Genomic DNA, 16862 nt, shown 5'->3' with positions numbered 1-16862 from the left:
ACTATGGAGCAAACATGACAATCGATAATCTGAAGACCCCCACGGTCGCACTGGGCACCTGGGCCTGGGGCGACAGCGGCGAGACTGGCAACGGCTACTTCGGCAGCCAGTTGACTCAGGCTGGCCTGGAAGAGATCGCCGAGAAGGCACATGCGGCCGGGTTCATCCTGTGGGACACCGCCCCGGTGTACGGCATGGGCCGTTCCGAAACCGTACTCGGGGAAGTACTGAAGCGCTACGCCCGCAGCGACTACCAGCTCTCCACGAAGTTCACCCCGCAGGCTGCGGGAACCAGCGACGATCCGGTGGCGGACATGCTGGAGCAGAGCGTGACGCGCCTCGGTACCGATTACATCGACCTCTACTGGATTCACAATTCCGCCGATGTGGCGCGATGGACGCCGCACCTGATCCCGTTGCTGAAGAGCGGGAAGGTCAGACATGTCGGTGTCTCGAATCACAACCTGAGCGAAATCGAATTCGCCGACCAGATTCTCGGCGAAGCCGGGTTCCGGCTCGAAGCCATCCAGAACCACTACAGCCTGCTCTACCGCAGCTCTGAGGATGCCGGCATTCTCCACTACTGCCGCAGCCACGGTATCCCGTTCTTCGCGTATATGGTGCTCGAGCAGGGCGCCTTGACCGGCAAGTACGGTCCGGAGAATCCGCTGCCCGAAGGCAGCAACCGGGCGGAGACTTACAATGGCATGCTGCCTCGGTTGAAGGCGCTGACGGACAAACTCGCCTTGATCGGCCAGAAGCAGGGTGCAGCAGCTGCCGATGTCGCGACGGCTTGGGCTATCGCCAAGGGAGTGACGCCGATCATTGGCGTCACCAGGCCCAACCACATCGATGGTCTGGGCCGGGCCACCAGCATGACGCTCGCCAGCGACGACATTGCAGAGCTGGAGGCTCTCGCCGACGCGGCTAACGTGAACACCCGCGGCTGGTGGGAACAAGAGTTGTGAGTCTGAATGTCGTCACCGTTGAAAAAACGGAAGCCGTTGAGGGCGAACGGCGGAGTGCAGCGCAGACCATCGGCGGTACTCGGGCGTGCCCGCCGGAGGACGTGGGGTGGCCCGCCAGGCTACGAAGCGTTCTTGAACACGCTATGCAACGATCCGGATCGCGAAAAAGCCGAACATTACCGAAACTGCGGCGGCCCCGGCGCGCGACCGCAGCGAACGGGCGGAGCCGTTCTGCGGCCGGCTCCGCGATGCGCAAACGCGCGCAGCCGCGGGCCTGGGCTCATTCGACGTCGAGCCTGCTCATGGCTCCGAGGTAAGCGTCGAGATGTTCAGTGGTGTCCATAAGAATGCTCTCTCATAAACCGGCGTGCTGGCTGTCGCGCCGCGATGCACTGGCAACTGCGTCCTCGCAACGACATGCCGGATCTCCGAAAGAATGAGTCGCCGAATGAAGGCGCGGCATGCGTCTTCCGTATTGGCCGATCGATTCGATGTCCGTATCGATTCGAATCGCGGTGCGGATGAGGTGAAAACCGAGCGGGCTACTGGGCGGCGAATTCGTTCAGCGGCGCCGCGCGGTGCGTCAGCATAAGCGAGCCGATCAGTCCCAGCGCGAAGAACCGCGCCGAAATGCGCGGGCATCAGTCACGTGAGCACCGGCGGTGTGCCATACTGTATGGATATACAGCATCATCACTGCAATGGACCGCCGGTGCGGCGGTGTGCGCAACGGCACAAACAATCAGCGAAGGAACGAGGCGCGATGCCAGAACAACTGTGGTTGCCCGGGCTCGAGGCGCCGCCTCCGCCCACTGACGGGCTCTTTTTCGCGGTGTATCCCGACGCCAGCACCGCGGCTGCTATCGCGAAGTTCGCGCAGCAGCTTTGTGCGGAGGCAGGCGTGCGCAGCGGCGTGCGCAGCAAACCGCTCGCGGCCAACCGCTTGCACGTGACGCTGAGGCATCTGGGCAATTTTGCGGGAGGCTTGCCGGCGAATGTGGTCGAGGCCGCGAAGCGGGCTGCGGCGGCGGTCAGCATGGCGCCGTTTACGGTCGAATTCGACGCGGTCGCCAGCTTTGCGAAAAGGCCGCGGCTCGGGCCGGCGGTGCTGGTCGGCGAGGATGGCGTGCGCGGACTGCAGTCGCTTCATGATGCGCTCGAAGCGCGGTTACGGGACGACGGCATTGCGCCTGGCGAACGTTTTACGCCGCACGTCACGCTGGCGTACGGGATGCCGTGGAGCGAACGTCGTGCGGCCGAGCCGGCGTGCTGGAATGTGCGCGAGTTTGCGCTGATCCACAGCCTGCTCGGACGAACCAGACATATCGTCCTCGCGCGGTGGTCGTTGGTGGGGCAGAGCTGAAGGGCATGGGGTGGGTCGGGCGCGCCGGTGTCGAATTCGTGGCGGTTTCGCAAGGCGCCGGCCGGAACCGCAAGCTCGTCCCGCAGCCGCCGTCAAGCGCGGGAACGGCCGACCGGTTTGAATGGCATCGCGGCATCGACTTCGACGAGAGGAAAACGCCGCGTGCCGCGCTAGCTAAGCGCCGCGCGCATTGGACGAGTTGATAAATGCCTCTAGGTCCACGCCGAAGCACCGTCAACTGCCAATAGTCGGCAAATCGGCGGTTCTGTGCCGTCAAGCGCGCTGAACGCCCGTGCGCTCCCTGATAGAATGCTCGGGCCGCAACGTAGTGGATTGCAGATGAAATTGCTTGATGCGCTTGTCGAACAGCGTATTGCCGCCGCCGCCGCGCGCGGAGAGTTCGACGACTTGCCGGGTGCGGGCGCGCCGCTGTCGCTCGACGACGATGCACTGGTGCCGCAAGAGGTGCGCGTCGCTAACCGGATTCTGAAAAACGCGGGCTTCGTGCCGCCCGCCGTCGAGCAGCTTCGCGCATTGCGCGACCTGCAAACGGAGCTGAATGCCGTGAGCGATCAGGCGACCCGTTGCCGTCTCCAGGCGCGCATGCTGGCGCTGCATATGGCGCTCGAATCGCTGCGCGGCGGCCCGATGGTCCTGCCGCGCGAATATTGCCGGCGCATCGCGGAACGTCTGTCGGAGCGCGTCGGCGATGTCAATGTGGCCGGCGCGGGTTCGCAGTGAACGAGCCGCCCGTGTGTGCCACTTCAATCGGCTTTTGGGCACAAGCCAACGACGGCGAGAATGCCGTTAGCGCTGGCATCGGCGCGGGCCGCGCGCTCGCGACGGACCAACCTGCGGCCGCTCCCGCCATGGCCTCCCACGCTCCCGAGTCTTCCGTTATTTCGGCACGCGACCTGCACTTCATGGCGCTCGCTCAGGCCGCCGCCGAAGAAGCGCGCGCAGCCGGCGAAGTGCCCGTTGGGGCGGTGCTCGTGCGCGGCGACGAAGTCATCGCCACGGGCTTCAATCATCCGATCGGCGCGCACGATCCGTCCGCGCACGCCGAAATGGTGGCGCTGCGCGCCGCCGCGCAATCGCTCGCCAACTACCGTCTGCCGGGCTGCGAACTCTATGTGACGCTCGAACCCTGCCTGATGTGCGCCGGCGCGATCATGCACGCGCGCATTGCACGCGTTGTATTCGGCGCGCGCGACCCGAAAACCGGCGCGTGTGGCAGCGTCGTCGATGCGTTCGCGAATCCTCAACTGAACCATCACACGACGGTCAGCGGCGGCGTCCTCGAAGCCGAATGCGGTGCGGCGCTCAGCTCGTTTTTCGCCGAGCGGCGTCGCGCGAGCCGCGAAACGCGCGCCGAGGCGGCAAAAACGGCCATCGGCACTGGCGATAACATCGCCACGCCCCCTGGCAGCGAACCGCCCCCAACCACGCCGCTCTAAAGCAACAACGTCCAACAGGTCCGCCCATGACCGCTCATCGCACCATCGAACTGATTGCGCCATCCGGCTACCCGCACGATCCGGAGGTGCTGCATCGCGCGTTGCATCGGCTGCGTGCGCAGGGGCATCGTGTCGACGGCGAGGAGGCCGCGAAGCGTCGCTACCAGCGCTTCGCCGGCACCGACGGCGAGCGCGCGGCCGATCTGAACCGGCTCGCCGATCCAGCTCGCGAGTTGCCCGATGTCGTGCTGGCCGTGCGCGGCGGCTACGGTGCCGTGCGGATCCTGCATGGTCTCGACTACGAAGGGCTGCAGCGGCGGCTTGCCGATCAGCCGATCGCGCTGGTCGGTCACAGCGACTTCACCGCGATCCAATTGGCGTTGCTCGCGCGCGCCGGCGTGAAGACCTTCGGCGGGCCGATGCTGATGAGCGATTTCGGCGCCGAGGAGCTCAGCGAGTTCACGATGCAGCACTTCTGGTCGGCGCTGACGCAGCCGACCATCACCATCGCGAGCACCACGCCGCAAGCGCAGAACGTCGACGTAACGGGCACGCTGTGGGGCGGCAATCTCGCGGTGGTGGCGTCGCTGGTCGGCACGCCGTATATGCCGCCGGTACAGGGCGGCATCCTGTTCGTCGAGGACGTCAACGAGCAGCCGTTTCGCATCGAGCGGATGATCTATCAACTGCATCTGGGCGGCATCCTCGCGCAGCAGAACGCGCTCGTGCTCGGTGACTTCTCGGGCGGCAAGCGTTACGACTACGACAACGGCTATGACCTGCATGCAATGGTCGAGCAGGTGCGTTCGCTGATCGGCATTCCGGTCGTGACGGGGCTGCAGTTCGGGCACGTCCGCAACATGCTGACGCTGCCGGTCGGCGCGGACGCACATCTGGTCGCGGACGCACATGGTTTCAGGCTGACCGCGTCGGGCTATCCCAACCTCGGGTGAAGCCTGAGCGGGCGGGCAGAGGCGGGCGCCTCGCCCGTTTTTTTGTGGCAGCAACGCAACTAACCGCCGACCCTTCGCACTCGCCACCTTCCCCACACACTGCCAATGTTTTCTGTTTTTGTTGACAAAAAATAGGTCGCCAGCAATCAAATGCGCTTCCTCCGAGCCGGATTAGATTTGCTTCAGGTGGCCGTACAGCGCGGCCTACGGGCTTCTTCTGACGCATCGCAGCACAAATAGTGTCGAAAATCGACACGAAAATTGTTGACAATCTTTGTGTCCATCCTAAGATGACCAACATACCGAGACGCCATCATGTCCGACACCGAATCCGTCGCGAATAGTTCGAAGCCCGAAGCAATCGCCGAGCGCATCCGCGCGGCGATCCTTGAGCATCGGCTGGCACCCGGCGCGAAGCTCACCGAAGCTCAGCTATGCGAAGTATTCGGTGCGAAGCGCGGCCCGATCCGGCAAGCGCTCTCACAGCTGGCGGGTGAGCGCCTCGTCGATCTCGAACCGAATCGCGGCGCGTTCGTCGCGAGTCCGTCGTTGCAGGAGGTGCACGAGGTGTTCGAAATGCGCCGCATCATCGAGCTGGCCGTCGTCGAAAAGATCTGTAGCGGACACGGCATGCGGCGCCTGAAGCACATCGGCGGCAGGATCGGCCGGGAACGCAAGGCCTTCGAAACACGGGATTTTCCGGCATGGATCCGCTTGTCGGGCGAGTTTCATACGGAGCTCGCGAACCTCACCGGCAATTCGGTGTTGTGTGATTGTCTGAACGGACTGGTCGCGCGTTCCACGCTGATTTCCGCGCTGTACGAGTCGCTTGGACGCAGCCCGTGCTCGTTCGAGGACCACGAAGCGATTCTCGCTGCGCTCGACGCCGGCGATGCGAAGCAGGCGGCCGCGCTGATGGCGCGGCATCTGCAAAGCGTCGAGTTGAAGATGCTGGAACGCCCCGCGCGCGGGGCAGCGGATCTGCGTGAAGTATTCGGCGCGCTCACGTCGACACACGCATCCACGTAGGCAGCCGAAGCCGACTCCACCCCAGGCTGAGGCAAGCAGCAGGCGAGCGCCCGTTCGTGGTGCGCGCCGCACTGAATTGAACTGAAGTGAACTGAACCGATAGAGGCACGGTCAGGCGGCCTCGTGCGAGCGCCGCCGGCCTGAACACGCACGTCCGTCGTGAGACGACGGACCCTGGTAGCGACGCATCGCCGGAAATCCGCGGCGGCTGGCGATGCGACAACCACAAGTACGTCAGTACGGAGACACGCGCGGCACGGTCCGGGACCACGGCGCCGACTTCTACGACCCGCGCAGGGCGAGAAGCGAGCAACTGGCATGACCGATGCAGTGTCCGTCGATGCCCTATCGACGGCCCTATCCCAAGGAGGAATCATGGCTCAGTTCAGCGCAGCGCCAGGCAGTCACCCCATCTCCAACTATCCGGACGGCACGGCCGACACCGATCCGTCCATGCCGGCCGGCTACAGCGAGCGGCTCTATAACGAGGACCTCGCGCCGCTACGCGCGCAAAGCTGGAGCGCGTACAACATCTTCGCATTCTGGATGTCGGACGTGCACAGCGTCGGCGGCTACGTATTCGCGGGGAGTCTGTTCGCGCTCGGCCTGACGAGCTGGCAGGTGCTGGTGTCGTTGCTGATCGGCATCACGCTCGTGAACGTGCTATGCAACCTGATCGCGAAGCCGAGCCAGCTGAACGGCGTGCCGTACCCGGTCGCGTGCCGCGCGACCTTCGGGGTGCTCGGCGCGAATGTTCCGGCGGTGATTCGTGGCCTGATCGCAGTCGCGTGGTACGGCATCCAGACCTATCTCGCGTCGAGCGCGCTGGTGATCGTCGTGCTGAAGTTCGTGCCGCAACTGCTGCCGTATGCGGACGTGCATCGTCATGGTCTGTTCGGTCTGTCGACGCTCGGCTGGGCCGGCTTCATGCTGCTGTGGGTACTGCAGGCGCTGGTGTTCTGGCACGGCATGGAGACCATCAAGAAGTTCATCGACTTCGCCGGGCCGGCCGTGTACGTCGTGATGTTCATTCTCGCCGGCTATATGGTGTACCGCGCGGGTTGGCGCAACATCGGCATCAACCTCGGTGGCGTCAAATATCACGGCATGGAGGTGGTGCCGGTGATGATCACGGCGATCTCGCTGGTGGTGTCGTACTTCTCCGGACCGATGCTCAATTTCGGTGACTTCTCGCGCTACGGCAGGAGCTTTCGCAGCGTCAAGCGCGGCAACTTCTGGGGCCTGCCGGTCAACTTCCTCGCGTTCTCGCTCGTCACGGTGATCACGACCGCGGCCACGCTGCCGGTGTTCGGCGAGCTGATCACGGACCCGGTCGAGACGGTGGGACGCATCGACTATCCGATGGCGGTGATTCTCGGCGCGCTGACCTTCACGATCGCCACGATCGGCATCAACATCGTCGCGAACTTCGTGTCGCCGGCGTTCGACTTCTCGAACGTCGCGCCGCGCCTGATCAGCTGGCGCGCGGGCGGGATGCTTGCGGCGGTCGCGTCGGTGTTCATCACGCCGTGGAACCTGTTCAACAATCCGGCCGTGATCCACTACACGCTCGATGTGCTCGGCAGCTTCATCGGACCTTTGTACGGCGTGCTGGTCGTCGATTTCTACCTCGTCAAGCGTCAGAAGATCGTGCTCGACGATCTGTACACGGTCGCGCCGAGCGGTTCCTACTGGTATCGCAATGGCGTCAACTATCGCGCGGTGGCCGCGCTGTTGCCGGCCGCGCTGATCGCGGTGATCTGCGTGATGGTGCCGGGGCTCGACGGCTGCGCGAATTTCTCATGGTTCATCGGCGCGGGACTTGGCGCGCTGTTTTACCGGATGCTCGCACGCTGAGTTTCACGCGCTTTCGCCGCTGCAATAACGAGTCGAACAGGAGTCGCCATGCGTATCAAACTGATCAATCCGAACACGACACGCCGCATGACCGAGGCGATGGGGCGCTGCGCGCGCGAGGTCGCCGCGCCCGGCACCGACGTGATCGCCGTCAATCCGACGATGGGCCCGCCGTCGATCGAAGGCTATTACGACGAGGCGCTCGCCACGCCCGGTCTGCTTGCCGAAGTGGCGGCCGGCGAGCGCGAAGGCTGCGACGGCTACGTGATCGCGTGTTTCGGCGACCCCGGTTTGTATGCGGCGCGCGAGCTTGCGCGTGGTCCGGTGATCGGCATCGCCGAGGCGGCGATGCACGCGGCGAGCGTGCTTGCGCCGGGCTTTTCGGTCGTGACGACGCTCGCGCGCACCTGCGGCATGGCCTGGCATCTGGCCGAGCGCTACGGCATGAAGCGCTTTTGCCGCAACGTGCGGGCGACCGACGTCGCCGTGCTCGATCTGGACAAGCCGGGCTCGGCGGCGCGCCGCATCATCCTCGACGAATGCCGGCGCGCGCTCGCCGAGGACGGCTCGGACGCGATCGTGCTCGGTTGCGCGGGCATGGCCGAGCTGTGCGCGGAGATCGAGGACGCGCTCGGCGCGCCGGTGATCGAGGGCGTGACGGCGGCTGTCAAATGGACCGAGGCGCTGGTGGCGCTGCGTCTCGCGACGGCCAAGCGCGGCGACTACGCGCGCCCGCTCGCGAAGCGCTACGACGGCGCGCTCGCGTCGTTCAGCCCGGGTCCGCTGCGGGTAAACGCCGACCCGGCGGACTCGCACATACACCCGCTCTAACACGCACTATCTGCCCGGCTGTATGGGCGCACCCGGGTGTTTTCGCTACACTGGGTCAACTCGGCGCTACGGTTCCGCAGCCGCTGAAGCCGCCTCTCGCGTGGCTAAACGTGTGAACCCCCACGGTTTGCTCAGGGGGTTTCAAACCGCGTTCACGCGAATTTCTGGTCCCGTCACAACGCATCCGTCAAACCATGCCACTCGACCCGAACTACCCACGCGATCTGATCGGCTACGGCCGCCACCCGGTGCACGCGAACTGGCCGGGGCGAGCGCGCATCGCAGTGCAATTCGTGCTGAATTACGAAGAGGGCGGCGAAAACTGCGTGCTGCACGGCGATCCCGCTTCCGAGCAGTTTCTCTCGGAGATCGTGGGCGCGGCGGCGTATCCGGCGCGCCACATGAGCATGGAGTCGATCTACGAATACGGCTCGCGCGCGGGCGTGTGGCGCATCCTGCGCGAGTTCGAAAGGCGCGATCTGCCGCTGACGGTCTTCGGCGTCGGCATGGCGATCGAACGGCATCCGGAAGTTGCGCAGGCGTTCGTCGAACTGGGACATGAGATCGCGTGCCACGGCTATCGCTGGATTCACTATCAGGACATGTCGCCGGAGCAGGAAGCGCAGCACATGCGGCTCGGCATGGAGGCGATCGAGCGCGTGACCGGCGTGCGGCCGCTCGGCTGGTACACCGGCCGCGACAGTCCGAACACCCATCGGCTGGTCGCCGAACACGGCGGCTTCCTGTACGACTCCGATTACTACGGCGACGACCTGCCGTTCTGGATGGACGTCGAGGTAGCGGGCGGCAAGACCGTGCCGCAACTGATCGTGCCGTACACGCTCGACACCAACGACATGCGCTTCGCGACCCCGCAAGGCTTCAACACCGCGGAGCACTTCTTCACCTACCTGCGCGACGCATTCGACGTGCTGTACGAAGAGGGCGACGAGGTGCCGAAGATGCTGTCGATCGGCATGCACTGCCGGCTGCTCGGGCGGCCGGGGCGTTTTCGGGCGCTACAGCGCTTTCTCGATCACATCGAACAGCACGATCGGGTATGGGTGTCGCGGCGCGTCGATATCGCGCGGCACTGGCACGAAACACATCCTTACCCGCGAGACGACCGCGAGGCAGCGGCATGAAGGCGATGCAATACACCCTGGACCAACTCAACCGCATTTCGACCGACGCGTTCGTCGCGGCGCTGTCGGGCATCTTCGAGCACTCGCCGTGGGTCGCGGAGATCGCGGCACAGCAGCGGCCGTTCGCGAGCATCGACGAACTGCATCGCACGATGTCGCGGATCGTCGAGACGTCGGGCGACGACAAGCAGCTCGCGCTGATCAACGCGCACCCGGAGCTGGCCGGCAAGGCCGCGGTGCGCGGCGAGCTGACCGCCGAATCGACGCGCGAGCAAAGCGGCGCGGGCCTCGCGCAATGCACGCAGGAAGAGTTCGACAAGCTGCGTGCGCTCAATCAGGCGTACCGCGAGAAATTCGGTTTTCCGTTCATTCTCGCGGTGCGCGGCTACGACCGCCACGGCATCATCGCGAACTTCGAATCCCGCGTGAACAACAGCCGCGCCGACGAAATGCGCGCGAGCCTCGATCAGATCTACCGCATTGCACGTTTGCGGCTCGACGAGCTGATCGGCGCGTGAAGCGCATCGCGTCACGCCGCGAGCCGTAAGGTTTTTTCCGCACTAACCGATATCAAGGACGACAAAGATGGCACTTCCGATTCTCGACCCCAACGCACCCGAATTCACGCGCCGTTACGTGAACCTGGCGGACCCGCGCCTGGGCGCGCAGGCGCTCGAGGCCAGCGACGAATTCTTCGCGCCGAAGGACCGCATGCTGAATCCGGAACCGGCCGTCTTCATTCCAGGCAAGTACGACGACAACGGCAAGTGGATGGACGGCTGGGAAACGCGTCGCAAGCGCACGACCGGCTACGACTGGTGCATCGTCAAGCTCGCGCGGCCCGGCGTGATCAAGGGAGTCGATCTCGACACGAGCCACTTCACCGGCAACTTCCCGCCGGCGGCGTCGGTGGAGGCGGCGCGGGTCGTCGATGGCGAGCCGAACCGGTCGACGCAATGGACCGAGATCGTGCGGTCGACGAGCTTGCAGGGCAATAGCCACCACTACCTCGAAGTCGGCGACGCCAACGCGTACACGCATCTGCGCGTGAACCTCTATCCGGACGGCGGTATCGCGCGCCTGCGTGTGTACGGTCAGCCGCAGGTGGACTGGGCGGGCGCGAGCCGCACCGAGCAGTTCGATCTCGCGGCGATGGAAAACGGCGCGTATCTGGTCGGCGCGAACAACCAGCACTTCGGCGCAGCCTCGACGCTGCTGATGCCGGGCCGTGGCGTCAACATGGGCGACGGCTGGGAAACCCGGCGGCGTCGCGAGCCGGGCAACGACTGGGCGATCGTCGCGCTCGCGCAGCCGGGCGTGATCCGAAAGATCGAAGTCGACACCGCGCACTTCAAGGGCAACTATCCGGATCGCTGCTCGATCCAGGCGGCGTATGTGAAGGGCGGTACCGACAGCTCGCTCGTCACCCAGGCGATGTTCTGGCCGGTGCTGCTCGGCGAACAGAAACTGCAGATGGACAAGCAACATTTCTTCGAGAGCGAGATCGCGGCGCTCGGGCCCGTCACGCATGTGCGCTTCAACATCTATCCGGACGGCGGCGTGTCGCGTCTGCGTCTGTGGGGTACGCTCGAATGAAAACGCTGGCCATCGAACCGCTGACGAAAGAGGCATTCGCCGCGTTCGGCGACGTGATCGAACTCGAAGGCGCAAAGCAGATTCCGATCAACCTCGGCACGACGATTCGCTATCACGACCTCGCGAAAATCGACGTGACCGACGAGCACGGCCGCACGCTCATCAATCTGTTTCGTGGTCAGCCGCGCACGCTGCCGTTCGAAGTGAAGATGCTCGAGCGTCATCCGCTTGGCAGCCAGGCGTTCGTGCCGCTCAACGACAAGCCGTATCTGGTCGTCGTCGCGCCCGCGGGCAAGCTCGACGAGACGAAGATCCGCGCGTTCGTCACGAGTGGCTGGCAAGGCGTCAATTATGCGAAGGGCGTGTGGCACCATCCGCTGATCGCGTTGGGTGAGGTGAGCGACTTTATCGTCGTCGATCGTGGTGGGGAGGGGCTCAATCTGCACGAGCAGGAGCTGGCGGAGCCGCTGTGGCTCACGGAAGATGCGTTGAGCGCGGTGGCGGTTTGATGGCTGGCGGTGTGGCTGGTGCGTCAATGCTCGCTCGCGATTATTTTCGCCTGCCAAGCAGCGGCGAATGCCCGATGACCTGCCTTGACCGCTCGGCAGGCTCAGGCGCCGAAAATCCCGCTGCGTGGATCGCCGGCTTGAGCCCGCTGAATTGCAGGCTTTTCTTTGGCGAGCGCAGCGATGTCATACCGTCGTCCCACGCATGCAGCATCTGCTTGGCGACCGTGCGCCACTGCGGTTCGTTGCGCGCCGCTTCGATCAACTGATGGCCGACGTCGACAGCCGAATCGCAAAGCGCTTCAACCATTCGCGCGTATTGCCGCGGGGCGATGCCATGCGCGTGTTGAAAAATCGCTCCAGCGTTTTGCCGGCTGCCCAGGTTTTACGGCCATCGACGGGCAGCCCGGGTGGATCGGCCGCGAAGCGCGGATAAGCCTGCGTCGTCACGACATCGTAGACGGGCGTGAACGCGACATCGTCCACCGAGGTATAGAACAGTGCGACGTTCTTGGTGTGGCAGTCCGCATTGCGCACGACGTAGTTCGTCAGCAGATGCCAGCCGAGTTGCTGGAGTTGCACCCGCATGGTGTCGCGATCGAGTAGATACGCTCCATCTGCGTGCGCGCCACGGGCGCCACCCCTAGCCGCTCCAGCACCCGCATCGGATAGAACTCGTTGAAACCGAGAAAGGGCGTGTTGTCGTCCGAACCTTTGACGATGTGACGGCTCGTTCGAATCGTCGGTTTGCCGAGCAGCAACGGTGTCGATGTGGGAGACGGCTGCGCCTGCGGCGCGATGAACTTCGGCACGACGCCCGAAATAGCGGCTCGCGCGTATTCACGTACGAGTTGGGCGAAATGTTCGGCGGAGTTGTCGCCATGCAGGATGTCCTGCACGTCGAGCGCCTGGAGTTCAGTGCCCGGCGGCACACCTTGGGGCGTGACAGTGACCCGGCCAATCCCCATCGAGCCCACGACGGCGAGCAGTGACAGATCGGTTCCGTCGAGCAAGGGTCCGAATTGTTCGCGGATCAGATTCAGCAATCGTCAGACTGACGAAGTCGGCCGCGCTCGCATCGCCGTTGTATTTGAGGACATAGTCGTCACGCTCGCGAAACAGCGCGGCAACGCTCTTGCCTAACACCTGAACGTCGAGCTTCACGGTTGCGCGTCCGGGCTGCGTTGTTCAGCGAGGATGTCTTCCAGCGTGCGGCCATGCCATGCGCGACGAACTTGAGGTCATAACCGGCGGCCTCCAGCAGGCGCACGAGCACGGACACGCTCATATCGTTTTTAGCGAGCGTTTCCATCCGCGCGACGGTCGTGCGGGCCACGCCCGCACGGCGCGCGAAATCTTCCTGCGAGAGTTTGCTGTCTCGTCGGACGGCTTGAGCATCTCCGAGACATCGGCGAGGTTGGTCATTTGTAGCCTCTGGGCGTCAGATCGGGCGAATTTGACGTTTATTGTTGCCCAAGAGACACGAGAGGTAATCGCTATTTTGTGCCTTGAGGGCTACATTTCCTGCATCGCAACCGGTTTTTGTAGCCCCAGGGCGACAGAGCGTGGTGTCCCTGGCTCCGTGATCCCGACACACGTCCCTACTTCGCCGCGCCGCCCTCGAACCACGCGGCGATCTTCATCCGCTCCTCGTCAGTCATGTGCGTGACGTTGCCGAGCGGCATCGCCTTCAACGTGACCGCCTGCTGGTAAATGCGCTGTGCGTTCTGCGAGATTTCGTCGGGCGTATCCATCAACACGCCGGCGGGGGCGCTACCCATCAGCGTCGGATGCGCGGAATGGCAGGCCACGCAGCGCTGCTGCAGCACCGGCGCAATGTCGGCGACCTTCAGCGTCGGCGCGTTGGCGGCCTGCGCCTGCGGCACCACCGGACGCGGCATGGTCCACGCGAGCGCCGCGCACATCAGCGCAACGCCGACGAGCGGCAGATACCACAGCACCTGGCCGCGATGGCGCATCACGAAGAACTGACGGATCAGCGCGCCGGCCAGCATGATGACGACGAGCACCGCCCAGTTGTACGGATGCGTGTAGGTCATCGCGTAGTGGTTCGACAGCATCGCGAACACGACCGGTAGCGTGAAATACGTGTTGTGCACCGAGCGCTGCTTGCCGCGCTTGCCGTAGATCGGGTTCGGCGTGTCGCCCTTCAGCATCGCGTCGACCATCTTGCGCTGACCCGGAATGATCACGAAGAAAACATTGGCCGACATGATCGTTGCGAGCATCGCGCCCATGATCAGATATGCCGCTCGGCCCGCGAAGATGTGACAGGCGAGATACGCGGCGATCAGCACATAAACGCCGACGCAGATGCCGAGCAGTTTGTCGCGCGTGCCGAGCATGCGGCACAGCGAGTCGTAGACGATCCAGCCGGCCGCGAGAAAACCGATCGCCGATGCGACCGCGACCACCGGCCCCATGTCGAGCACGTTCTTATCGATCAGGTAGGTGCTCGGCGAGAACAGATACAGCACGGTGAAGAGACCAAAGCCCGACAGCCACGTCGTGTACGACGGCCACTTCGACCAGTGCAGGTCGTCGGGCATTTCGGGCGGTGCGACCGTGTACTTCTGCATGTTGTAGAAGCCGCCGCCGTGTACGTGCCACAGTTCGCCGAACACGCCGCGGCGACGTTGGTTCGGATCGGCCGGCGGTTTCAGGCTGTTGTCGAGCGCGACGAAATAGAACGATTCGCCGATCCATGCAATCGCGGCGACGACGTGGAACCAGCGAATCGCGAGGTTCAACCAGTCGGTGATAAAGCCTTCCATCAAACTCCTCCACTTCTGATTCGTTGTGCGCGCGATGACGGTCGACGTCGTCGGTCATCGCGCCGACTGCGGGGTAAAGGCGCAGCGCGGGTCGTTATGGGTGTCGCGGGACGCTTGTGCCTGTCTGTGCGTTTTCGTGCCGGTTCGAATGCCGCCGGCATCCGCGCGGACTAGCTGCCCCGATACGTGCTGTACGAAAACGGCGACACCAGCAGCGGCACGTGATAATGCGCGTTGGCGTCGGCGACGCCGAAGCGCAGCACGACGCGATCGACGAAGCGCGGTTCCGGCAGCTTCGTGCCGAGCGACGCGAAGTAGTCGCCCGCGCCGAACACGAGTTCGTACTCGCCCGCGACGAGCGCGTCGCCTTCGAGCAGCGGCTCGTCGCAGCGGCCGTCGTGATTGGTGCGAGTGGTTTTGAGCGCGCGGCGCGTGTCGCCCGCGAGCGCGAAGAGTTCGACCTTGATGCCTGCGCCGGGACGGCCGTTCGCGGTGTCGAGCACGTGGGTAGTGAGCTTGCCCATTCGCCATTGTCCTTGTGTGAGTGCGAGGTGTCGGCGGCGGCCCGATCCACTACGTTTGCGGCGGATCGAGGCTCCACGTCAGTGGCTACATACCCGTCGGCGAATCGAAGCGAGCGCCGTGACAGCCATTGTAGAAAGGATGCCTCGTTCAGCGCGCGAGCGATAAGAAAGATAATAGTTCGCGCATGATGGACAGCCAGTCGAAAGCCGCGGGCTTATCGGCCGATGGTACCGGCGCCAAAAAGCGCCACTACTATATTCGCGGTGTGAAGTTGGGTATCGCAACCGCGCGGGTTGTCAGCCGGATTTTGGCTACCGAAGCTAGGCGTGATGCGACGCGTTCGAACGGCTTTGCGTGCGAGCAATCAGGCGGACAGACGAATGACGATGAATGAAGCACTGAAACAACCCGGCAAAACCATGCTCGTGAAGCACGCGGACGTGCTGGTCACGATGGACGGCGAGCGGCGTGAACTGCACGACGCAGGCCTCTATATCGAGGACAACCGGATCGTCGCGGTCGGACCGGCGGCGCAACTGCCGCAAACGGCCGACGAAGTGCTCGACCTGCTCGGCCACGTGGTGATTCCGGGTCTCGTCAACACGCATCACCATATGTATCAGAGCCTCACGCGCGCGATGCCCGCCGCGCAGAACGCCGAGCTGTTCGGCTGGCTCACGAGTCTGTACAAAGTGTGGGCGAATCTCACGCCCGACATGATCGAAGTGTCGACGCTGACCGCGATGGCCGAGCTGCTGCTCTCGGGCTGCACGACGTCGAGCGACCATTTGTATATCTATCCGAACGGCAGCCGTCTCGACGACAGCATCGCCGCGGCGCGCCGCATCGGCATGCGCTTTCATGCGGCGCGCGGCAGCATGAGCGTCGGCCGCAAGGATGGCGGCCTGCCGCCCGATTCGGTGGTCGAGCGCGAAGCGGACATCCTGAAGGACACGCAGCGTCTGATCGAGACGTATCACGACGCCGGCCGCTACGCGATGCTGCGCGTCGTCGTGGCGCCGTGCTCGCCCTTCTCGGTGAGCCGCGACCTGATGCGCGAATCGGCGCTGCTCGCACGTCAGTACGGCGTGTCGCTGCACACGCATCTGGCGGAGAACGTCAACGACGTCGAGTACAGCCGCGAGAAGTTCGGCATGACGCCGGCCGAGTATGCGCAAGATCTCGGCTGGCTCGGCCACGACGTATGGCATGCGCACTGCGTGCAACTCGACGATGCGGGCATTGCGCTGTTCGCGCGCACCGGCACCGGCGTCGCGCACTGTCCGTGCTCGAACATGCGGCTCGCGTCGGGCATCGCGCCGGTCAAGCGCATGCGGCTCGCGGGCGTGCCGGTGGGGCTCGGTGTCGACGGCTCGGCCTCGAATGACGGTGCGCAGATGATCGCCGAAGTGCGCCAGGCGCTGCTGCTGCAGCGGGTCGGTTTCGGGCCCGACGCGATGAGCGCGCGCGAGGCGCTCGAAATCGCGACGCTGGGCGGTGCGCGGGTGCTCAATCGCGACGACATCGGCGCGCTCGCGCCCGGCATGGCCGCGGATTTCGTCGCGTTCGATCTGCGTCAGCCGCACTTTGCCGGCGCACTGCACGATCCGGTCGCGGCGCTGGTCTTCTGCGCGCCGTCGCAGGTCAGCTATAGCGTGATCGACGGCAAGGTGGTGGTGAAGGAGGGACGGTTGGCAACGCTCGAACTCGGGCCGGTGATCGAGCGGCATAACCGGCTCGCGCGGCAGCTTTATCAGGCGGCCGCTTGAGCGCAACGGGCGACCCTGGCGGTGCGCTGCGCGGATGCCGCGAGCCGTCGATGCGTCAGCGGCGCCGC

At 64.5% G+C, this 16862-nt stretch carries 16 protein-coding genes and 2 pseudogenes; 14 read left to right on the top strand and 4 right to left on the bottom strand.

The features are described 5' to 3' along the window. Positions 1-14 precede the first annotated feature (14 nt). From BJG93_RS09075 to BJG93_RS09020, 12 genes are all read left to right on the top strand, one after another. Complete coding sequence (locus tag BJG93_RS09075; protein ID WP_027197971.1) at positions 15-968, top strand: aldo/keto reductase; 954 nt, start codon at positions 15-17, stop codon at positions 966-968. Positions 969-1731: 763 nt separating this feature from the next. After that, entirely contained in the window at positions 1732-2331 is a 600-nt protein-coding gene (locus tag BJG93_RS09070; RefSeq protein ID WP_027197970.1) for a 2'-5' RNA ligase family protein, read from the top strand. Positions 2332-2670: 339 nt separating this feature from the next. Further along, complete coding sequence (locus BJG93_RS09065) at positions 2671-3072, top strand: DnaJ family domain-containing protein (protein ID WP_027197968.1); 402 nt, start codon at positions 2671-2673, stop codon at positions 3070-3072. Positions 3073-3200: 128 nt separating this feature from the next. After that, complete coding sequence (gene tadA / locus BJG93_RS09060; protein WP_071336587.1) at positions 3201-3788, top strand: tRNA adenosine(34) deaminase TadA; 588 nt, start codon at positions 3201-3203, stop codon at positions 3786-3788. Positions 3789-3814: 26 nt separating this feature from the next. Further along, positions 3815-4741 (top strand): muramoyltetrapeptide carboxypeptidase, encoded by a 927-nt coding sequence (gene ldcA / locus BJG93_RS09055; protein ID WP_027197966.1) that lies wholly within the window; start codon positions 3815-3817, stop codon positions 4739-4741. A gap of 315 nt (positions 4742-5056) precedes the next feature. After that, positions 5057-5770: a GntR family transcriptional regulator gene (locus tag BJG93_RS09050; RefSeq protein ID WP_027197965.1), complete on the top strand. Its 714-nt coding sequence runs from the start codon at positions 5057-5059 to the stop codon at positions 5768-5770. 375 nt (positions 5771-6145) lie between these two features. After that, the gene (locus tag BJG93_RS09045; protein ID WP_027197964.1) at positions 6146-7627 is read left to right on the top strand and encodes an NCS1 family nucleobase:cation symporter-1; all 1482 of its coding nucleotides are present in this window, start codon (positions 6146-6148) and stop codon (positions 7625-7627) included. A 48-nt stretch (positions 7628-7675) separates the two neighbouring features. After that, positions 7676-8458 carry an aspartate/glutamate racemase family protein gene (locus tag BJG93_RS09040; protein WP_027197963.1) on the top strand — a complete coding sequence of 261 codons (783 nt, stop codon included), beginning with the start codon at positions 7676-7678 and terminating at the stop codon, positions 8456-8458. Positions 8459-8652: 194 nt separating this feature from the next. Further along, positions 8653-9603 carry an allantoinase PuuE gene (gene puuE / locus BJG93_RS09035; RefSeq protein ID WP_027197962.1) on the top strand — a complete coding sequence of 317 codons (951 nt, stop codon included), beginning with the start codon at positions 8653-8655 and terminating at the stop codon, positions 9601-9603. After that, a complete protein-coding gene (uraD, locus tag BJG93_RS09030) occupies positions 9600-10121 on the top strand; it encodes a 2-oxo-4-hydroxy-4-carboxy-5-ureidoimidazoline decarboxylase (protein WP_027197961.1) in 522 nt (173 codons plus the stop codon). Before puuE ends, uraD begins: the two co-directional genes overlap by 4 nt. A gap of 67 nt (positions 10122-10188) precedes the next feature. After that, positions 10189-11199: an allantoicase gene (gene alc, locus BJG93_RS09025; protein ID WP_027197960.1), complete on the top strand. Its 1011-nt coding sequence runs from the start codon at positions 10189-10191 to the stop codon at positions 11197-11199. Next, positions 11196-11708: an ureidoglycolate lyase gene (locus BJG93_RS09020; RefSeq protein ID WP_027197959.1), complete on the top strand. Its 513-nt coding sequence runs from the start codon at positions 11196-11198 to the stop codon at positions 11706-11708. The genes alc and BJG93_RS09020 overlap by 4 nt, the downstream gene beginning before the upstream one ends. Before the next feature lie 40 nt (positions 11709-11748). Here the strand turns inward: BJG93_RS09020 and BJG93_RS36205 are convergent. The 4 genes and pseudogenes from BJG93_RS36205 to uraH form a co-directional block, all read right to left on the bottom strand. Beyond that, positions 11749-12869: pseudogene (locus BJG93_RS36205) on the bottom strand (HipA domain-containing protein). Further along, a pseudogene (locus BJG93_RS09000) lies at positions 12866-13130 on the bottom strand (helix-turn-helix domain-containing protein). Before BJG93_RS09000 ends, BJG93_RS36205 begins: the two co-directional pseudogenes overlap by 4 nt. Before the next feature lie 176 nt (positions 13131-13306). Next, on the bottom strand, positions 13307-14500 hold the full coding sequence (locus BJG93_RS08995) for a urate hydroxylase PuuD (protein WP_027197955.1): 1194 nt from the start codon (positions 14498-14500) through the stop codon (positions 13307-13309). Positions 14501-14670: 170 nt separating this feature from the next. Continuing rightward, complete coding sequence (gene uraH / locus BJG93_RS08990) at positions 14671-15024, bottom strand: hydroxyisourate hydrolase (protein WP_027197954.1); 354 nt, start codon at positions 15022-15024, stop codon at positions 14671-14673. 185 nt (positions 15025-15209) lie between these two features. Between uraH and BJG93_RS08985 the strand changes: the two genes are divergently transcribed. Next, a complete protein-coding gene (locus BJG93_RS08985; RefSeq protein ID WP_154671832.1) occupies positions 15210-15419 on the top strand; it encodes a hypothetical protein in 210 nt (69 codons plus the stop codon). Continuing rightward, the gene (locus BJG93_RS08980) at positions 15406-16794 is read left to right on the top strand and encodes an 8-oxoguanine deaminase (RefSeq protein ID WP_027197953.1); all 1389 of its coding nucleotides are present in this window, start codon (positions 15406-15408) and stop codon (positions 16792-16794) included. Before BJG93_RS08985 ends, BJG93_RS08980 begins: the two co-directional genes overlap by 14 nt. The last annotated feature ends 68 nt before the right edge of the window (positions 16795-16862 follow it).

The organism is Paraburkholderia sprentiae WSM5005 (genome assembly GCF_001865575.2).
GTDB classification, from domain to species: Bacteria; Pseudomonadota; Gammaproteobacteria; order Burkholderiales; family Burkholderiaceae; genus Paraburkholderia; species Paraburkholderia sprentiae.
This window is presented reverse-complemented; position numbering and strand designations above follow the sequence as displayed.

Bases quoted from the DNA above. Each gene is read 5' to 3' on its own strand.
- BJG93_RS09075 (WP_027197971.1), top strand. From the start codon at position 15: ATGACAATCGATAATCTGAAGACCCCCACGGTCGCACTGGGCACCTGG.
- BJG93_RS09070 (WP_027197970.1), top strand. From the start codon at position 1,732: ATGCCAGAACAACTGTGGTTGCCCGGGCTCGAGGCGCCGCCTCCGCCC.
- BJG93_RS09065 (WP_027197968.1), top strand. From the start codon at position 2,671: ATGAAATTGCTTGATGCGCTTGTCGAACAGCGTATTGCCGCCGCCGCC.
- tadA (WP_071336587.1), top strand. From the start codon at position 3,201: ATGGCCTCCCACGCTCCCGAGTCTTCCGTTATTTCGGCACGCGACCTG.
- ldcA (WP_027197966.1), top strand. From the start codon at position 3,815: ATGACCGCTCATCGCACCATCGAACTGATTGCGCCATCCGGCTACCCG.
- BJG93_RS09050 (WP_027197965.1), top strand. From the start codon at position 5,057: ATGTCCGACACCGAATCCGTCGCGAATAGTTCGAAGCCCGAAGCAATC.
- BJG93_RS09045 (WP_027197964.1), top strand. From the start codon at position 6,146: ATGGCTCAGTTCAGCGCAGCGCCAGGCAGTCACCCCATCTCCAACTAT.
- BJG93_RS09040 (WP_027197963.1), top strand. From the start codon at position 7,676: ATGCGTATCAAACTGATCAATCCGAACACGACACGCCGCATGACCGAG.
- puuE (WP_027197962.1), top strand. From the start codon at position 8,653: ATGCCACTCGACCCGAACTACCCACGCGATCTGATCGGCTACGGCCGC.
- uraD (WP_027197961.1), top strand. From the start codon at position 9,600: ATGAAGGCGATGCAATACACCCTGGACCAACTCAACCGCATTTCGACC.
- alc (WP_027197960.1), top strand. From the start codon at position 10,189: ATGGCACTTCCGATTCTCGACCCCAACGCACCCGAATTCACGCGCCGT.
- BJG93_RS09020 (WP_027197959.1), top strand. From the start codon at position 11,196: ATGAAAACGCTGGCCATCGAACCGCTGACGAAAGAGGCATTCGCCGCG.
- BJG93_RS08995 (WP_027197955.1), bottom strand. From the start codon at position 14,500: ATGGAAGGCTTTATCACCGACTGGTTGAACCTCGCGATTCGCTGGTTC.
- uraH (WP_027197954.1), bottom strand. From the start codon at position 15,024: ATGGGCAAGCTCACTACCCACGTGCTCGACACCGCGAACGGCCGTCCC.
- BJG93_RS08985 (WP_154671832.1), top strand. From the start codon at position 15,210: ATGATGGACAGCCAGTCGAAAGCCGCGGGCTTATCGGCCGATGGTACC.
- BJG93_RS08980 (WP_027197953.1), top strand. From the start codon at position 15,406: ATGACGATGAATGAAGCACTGAAACAACCCGGCAAAACCATGCTCGTG.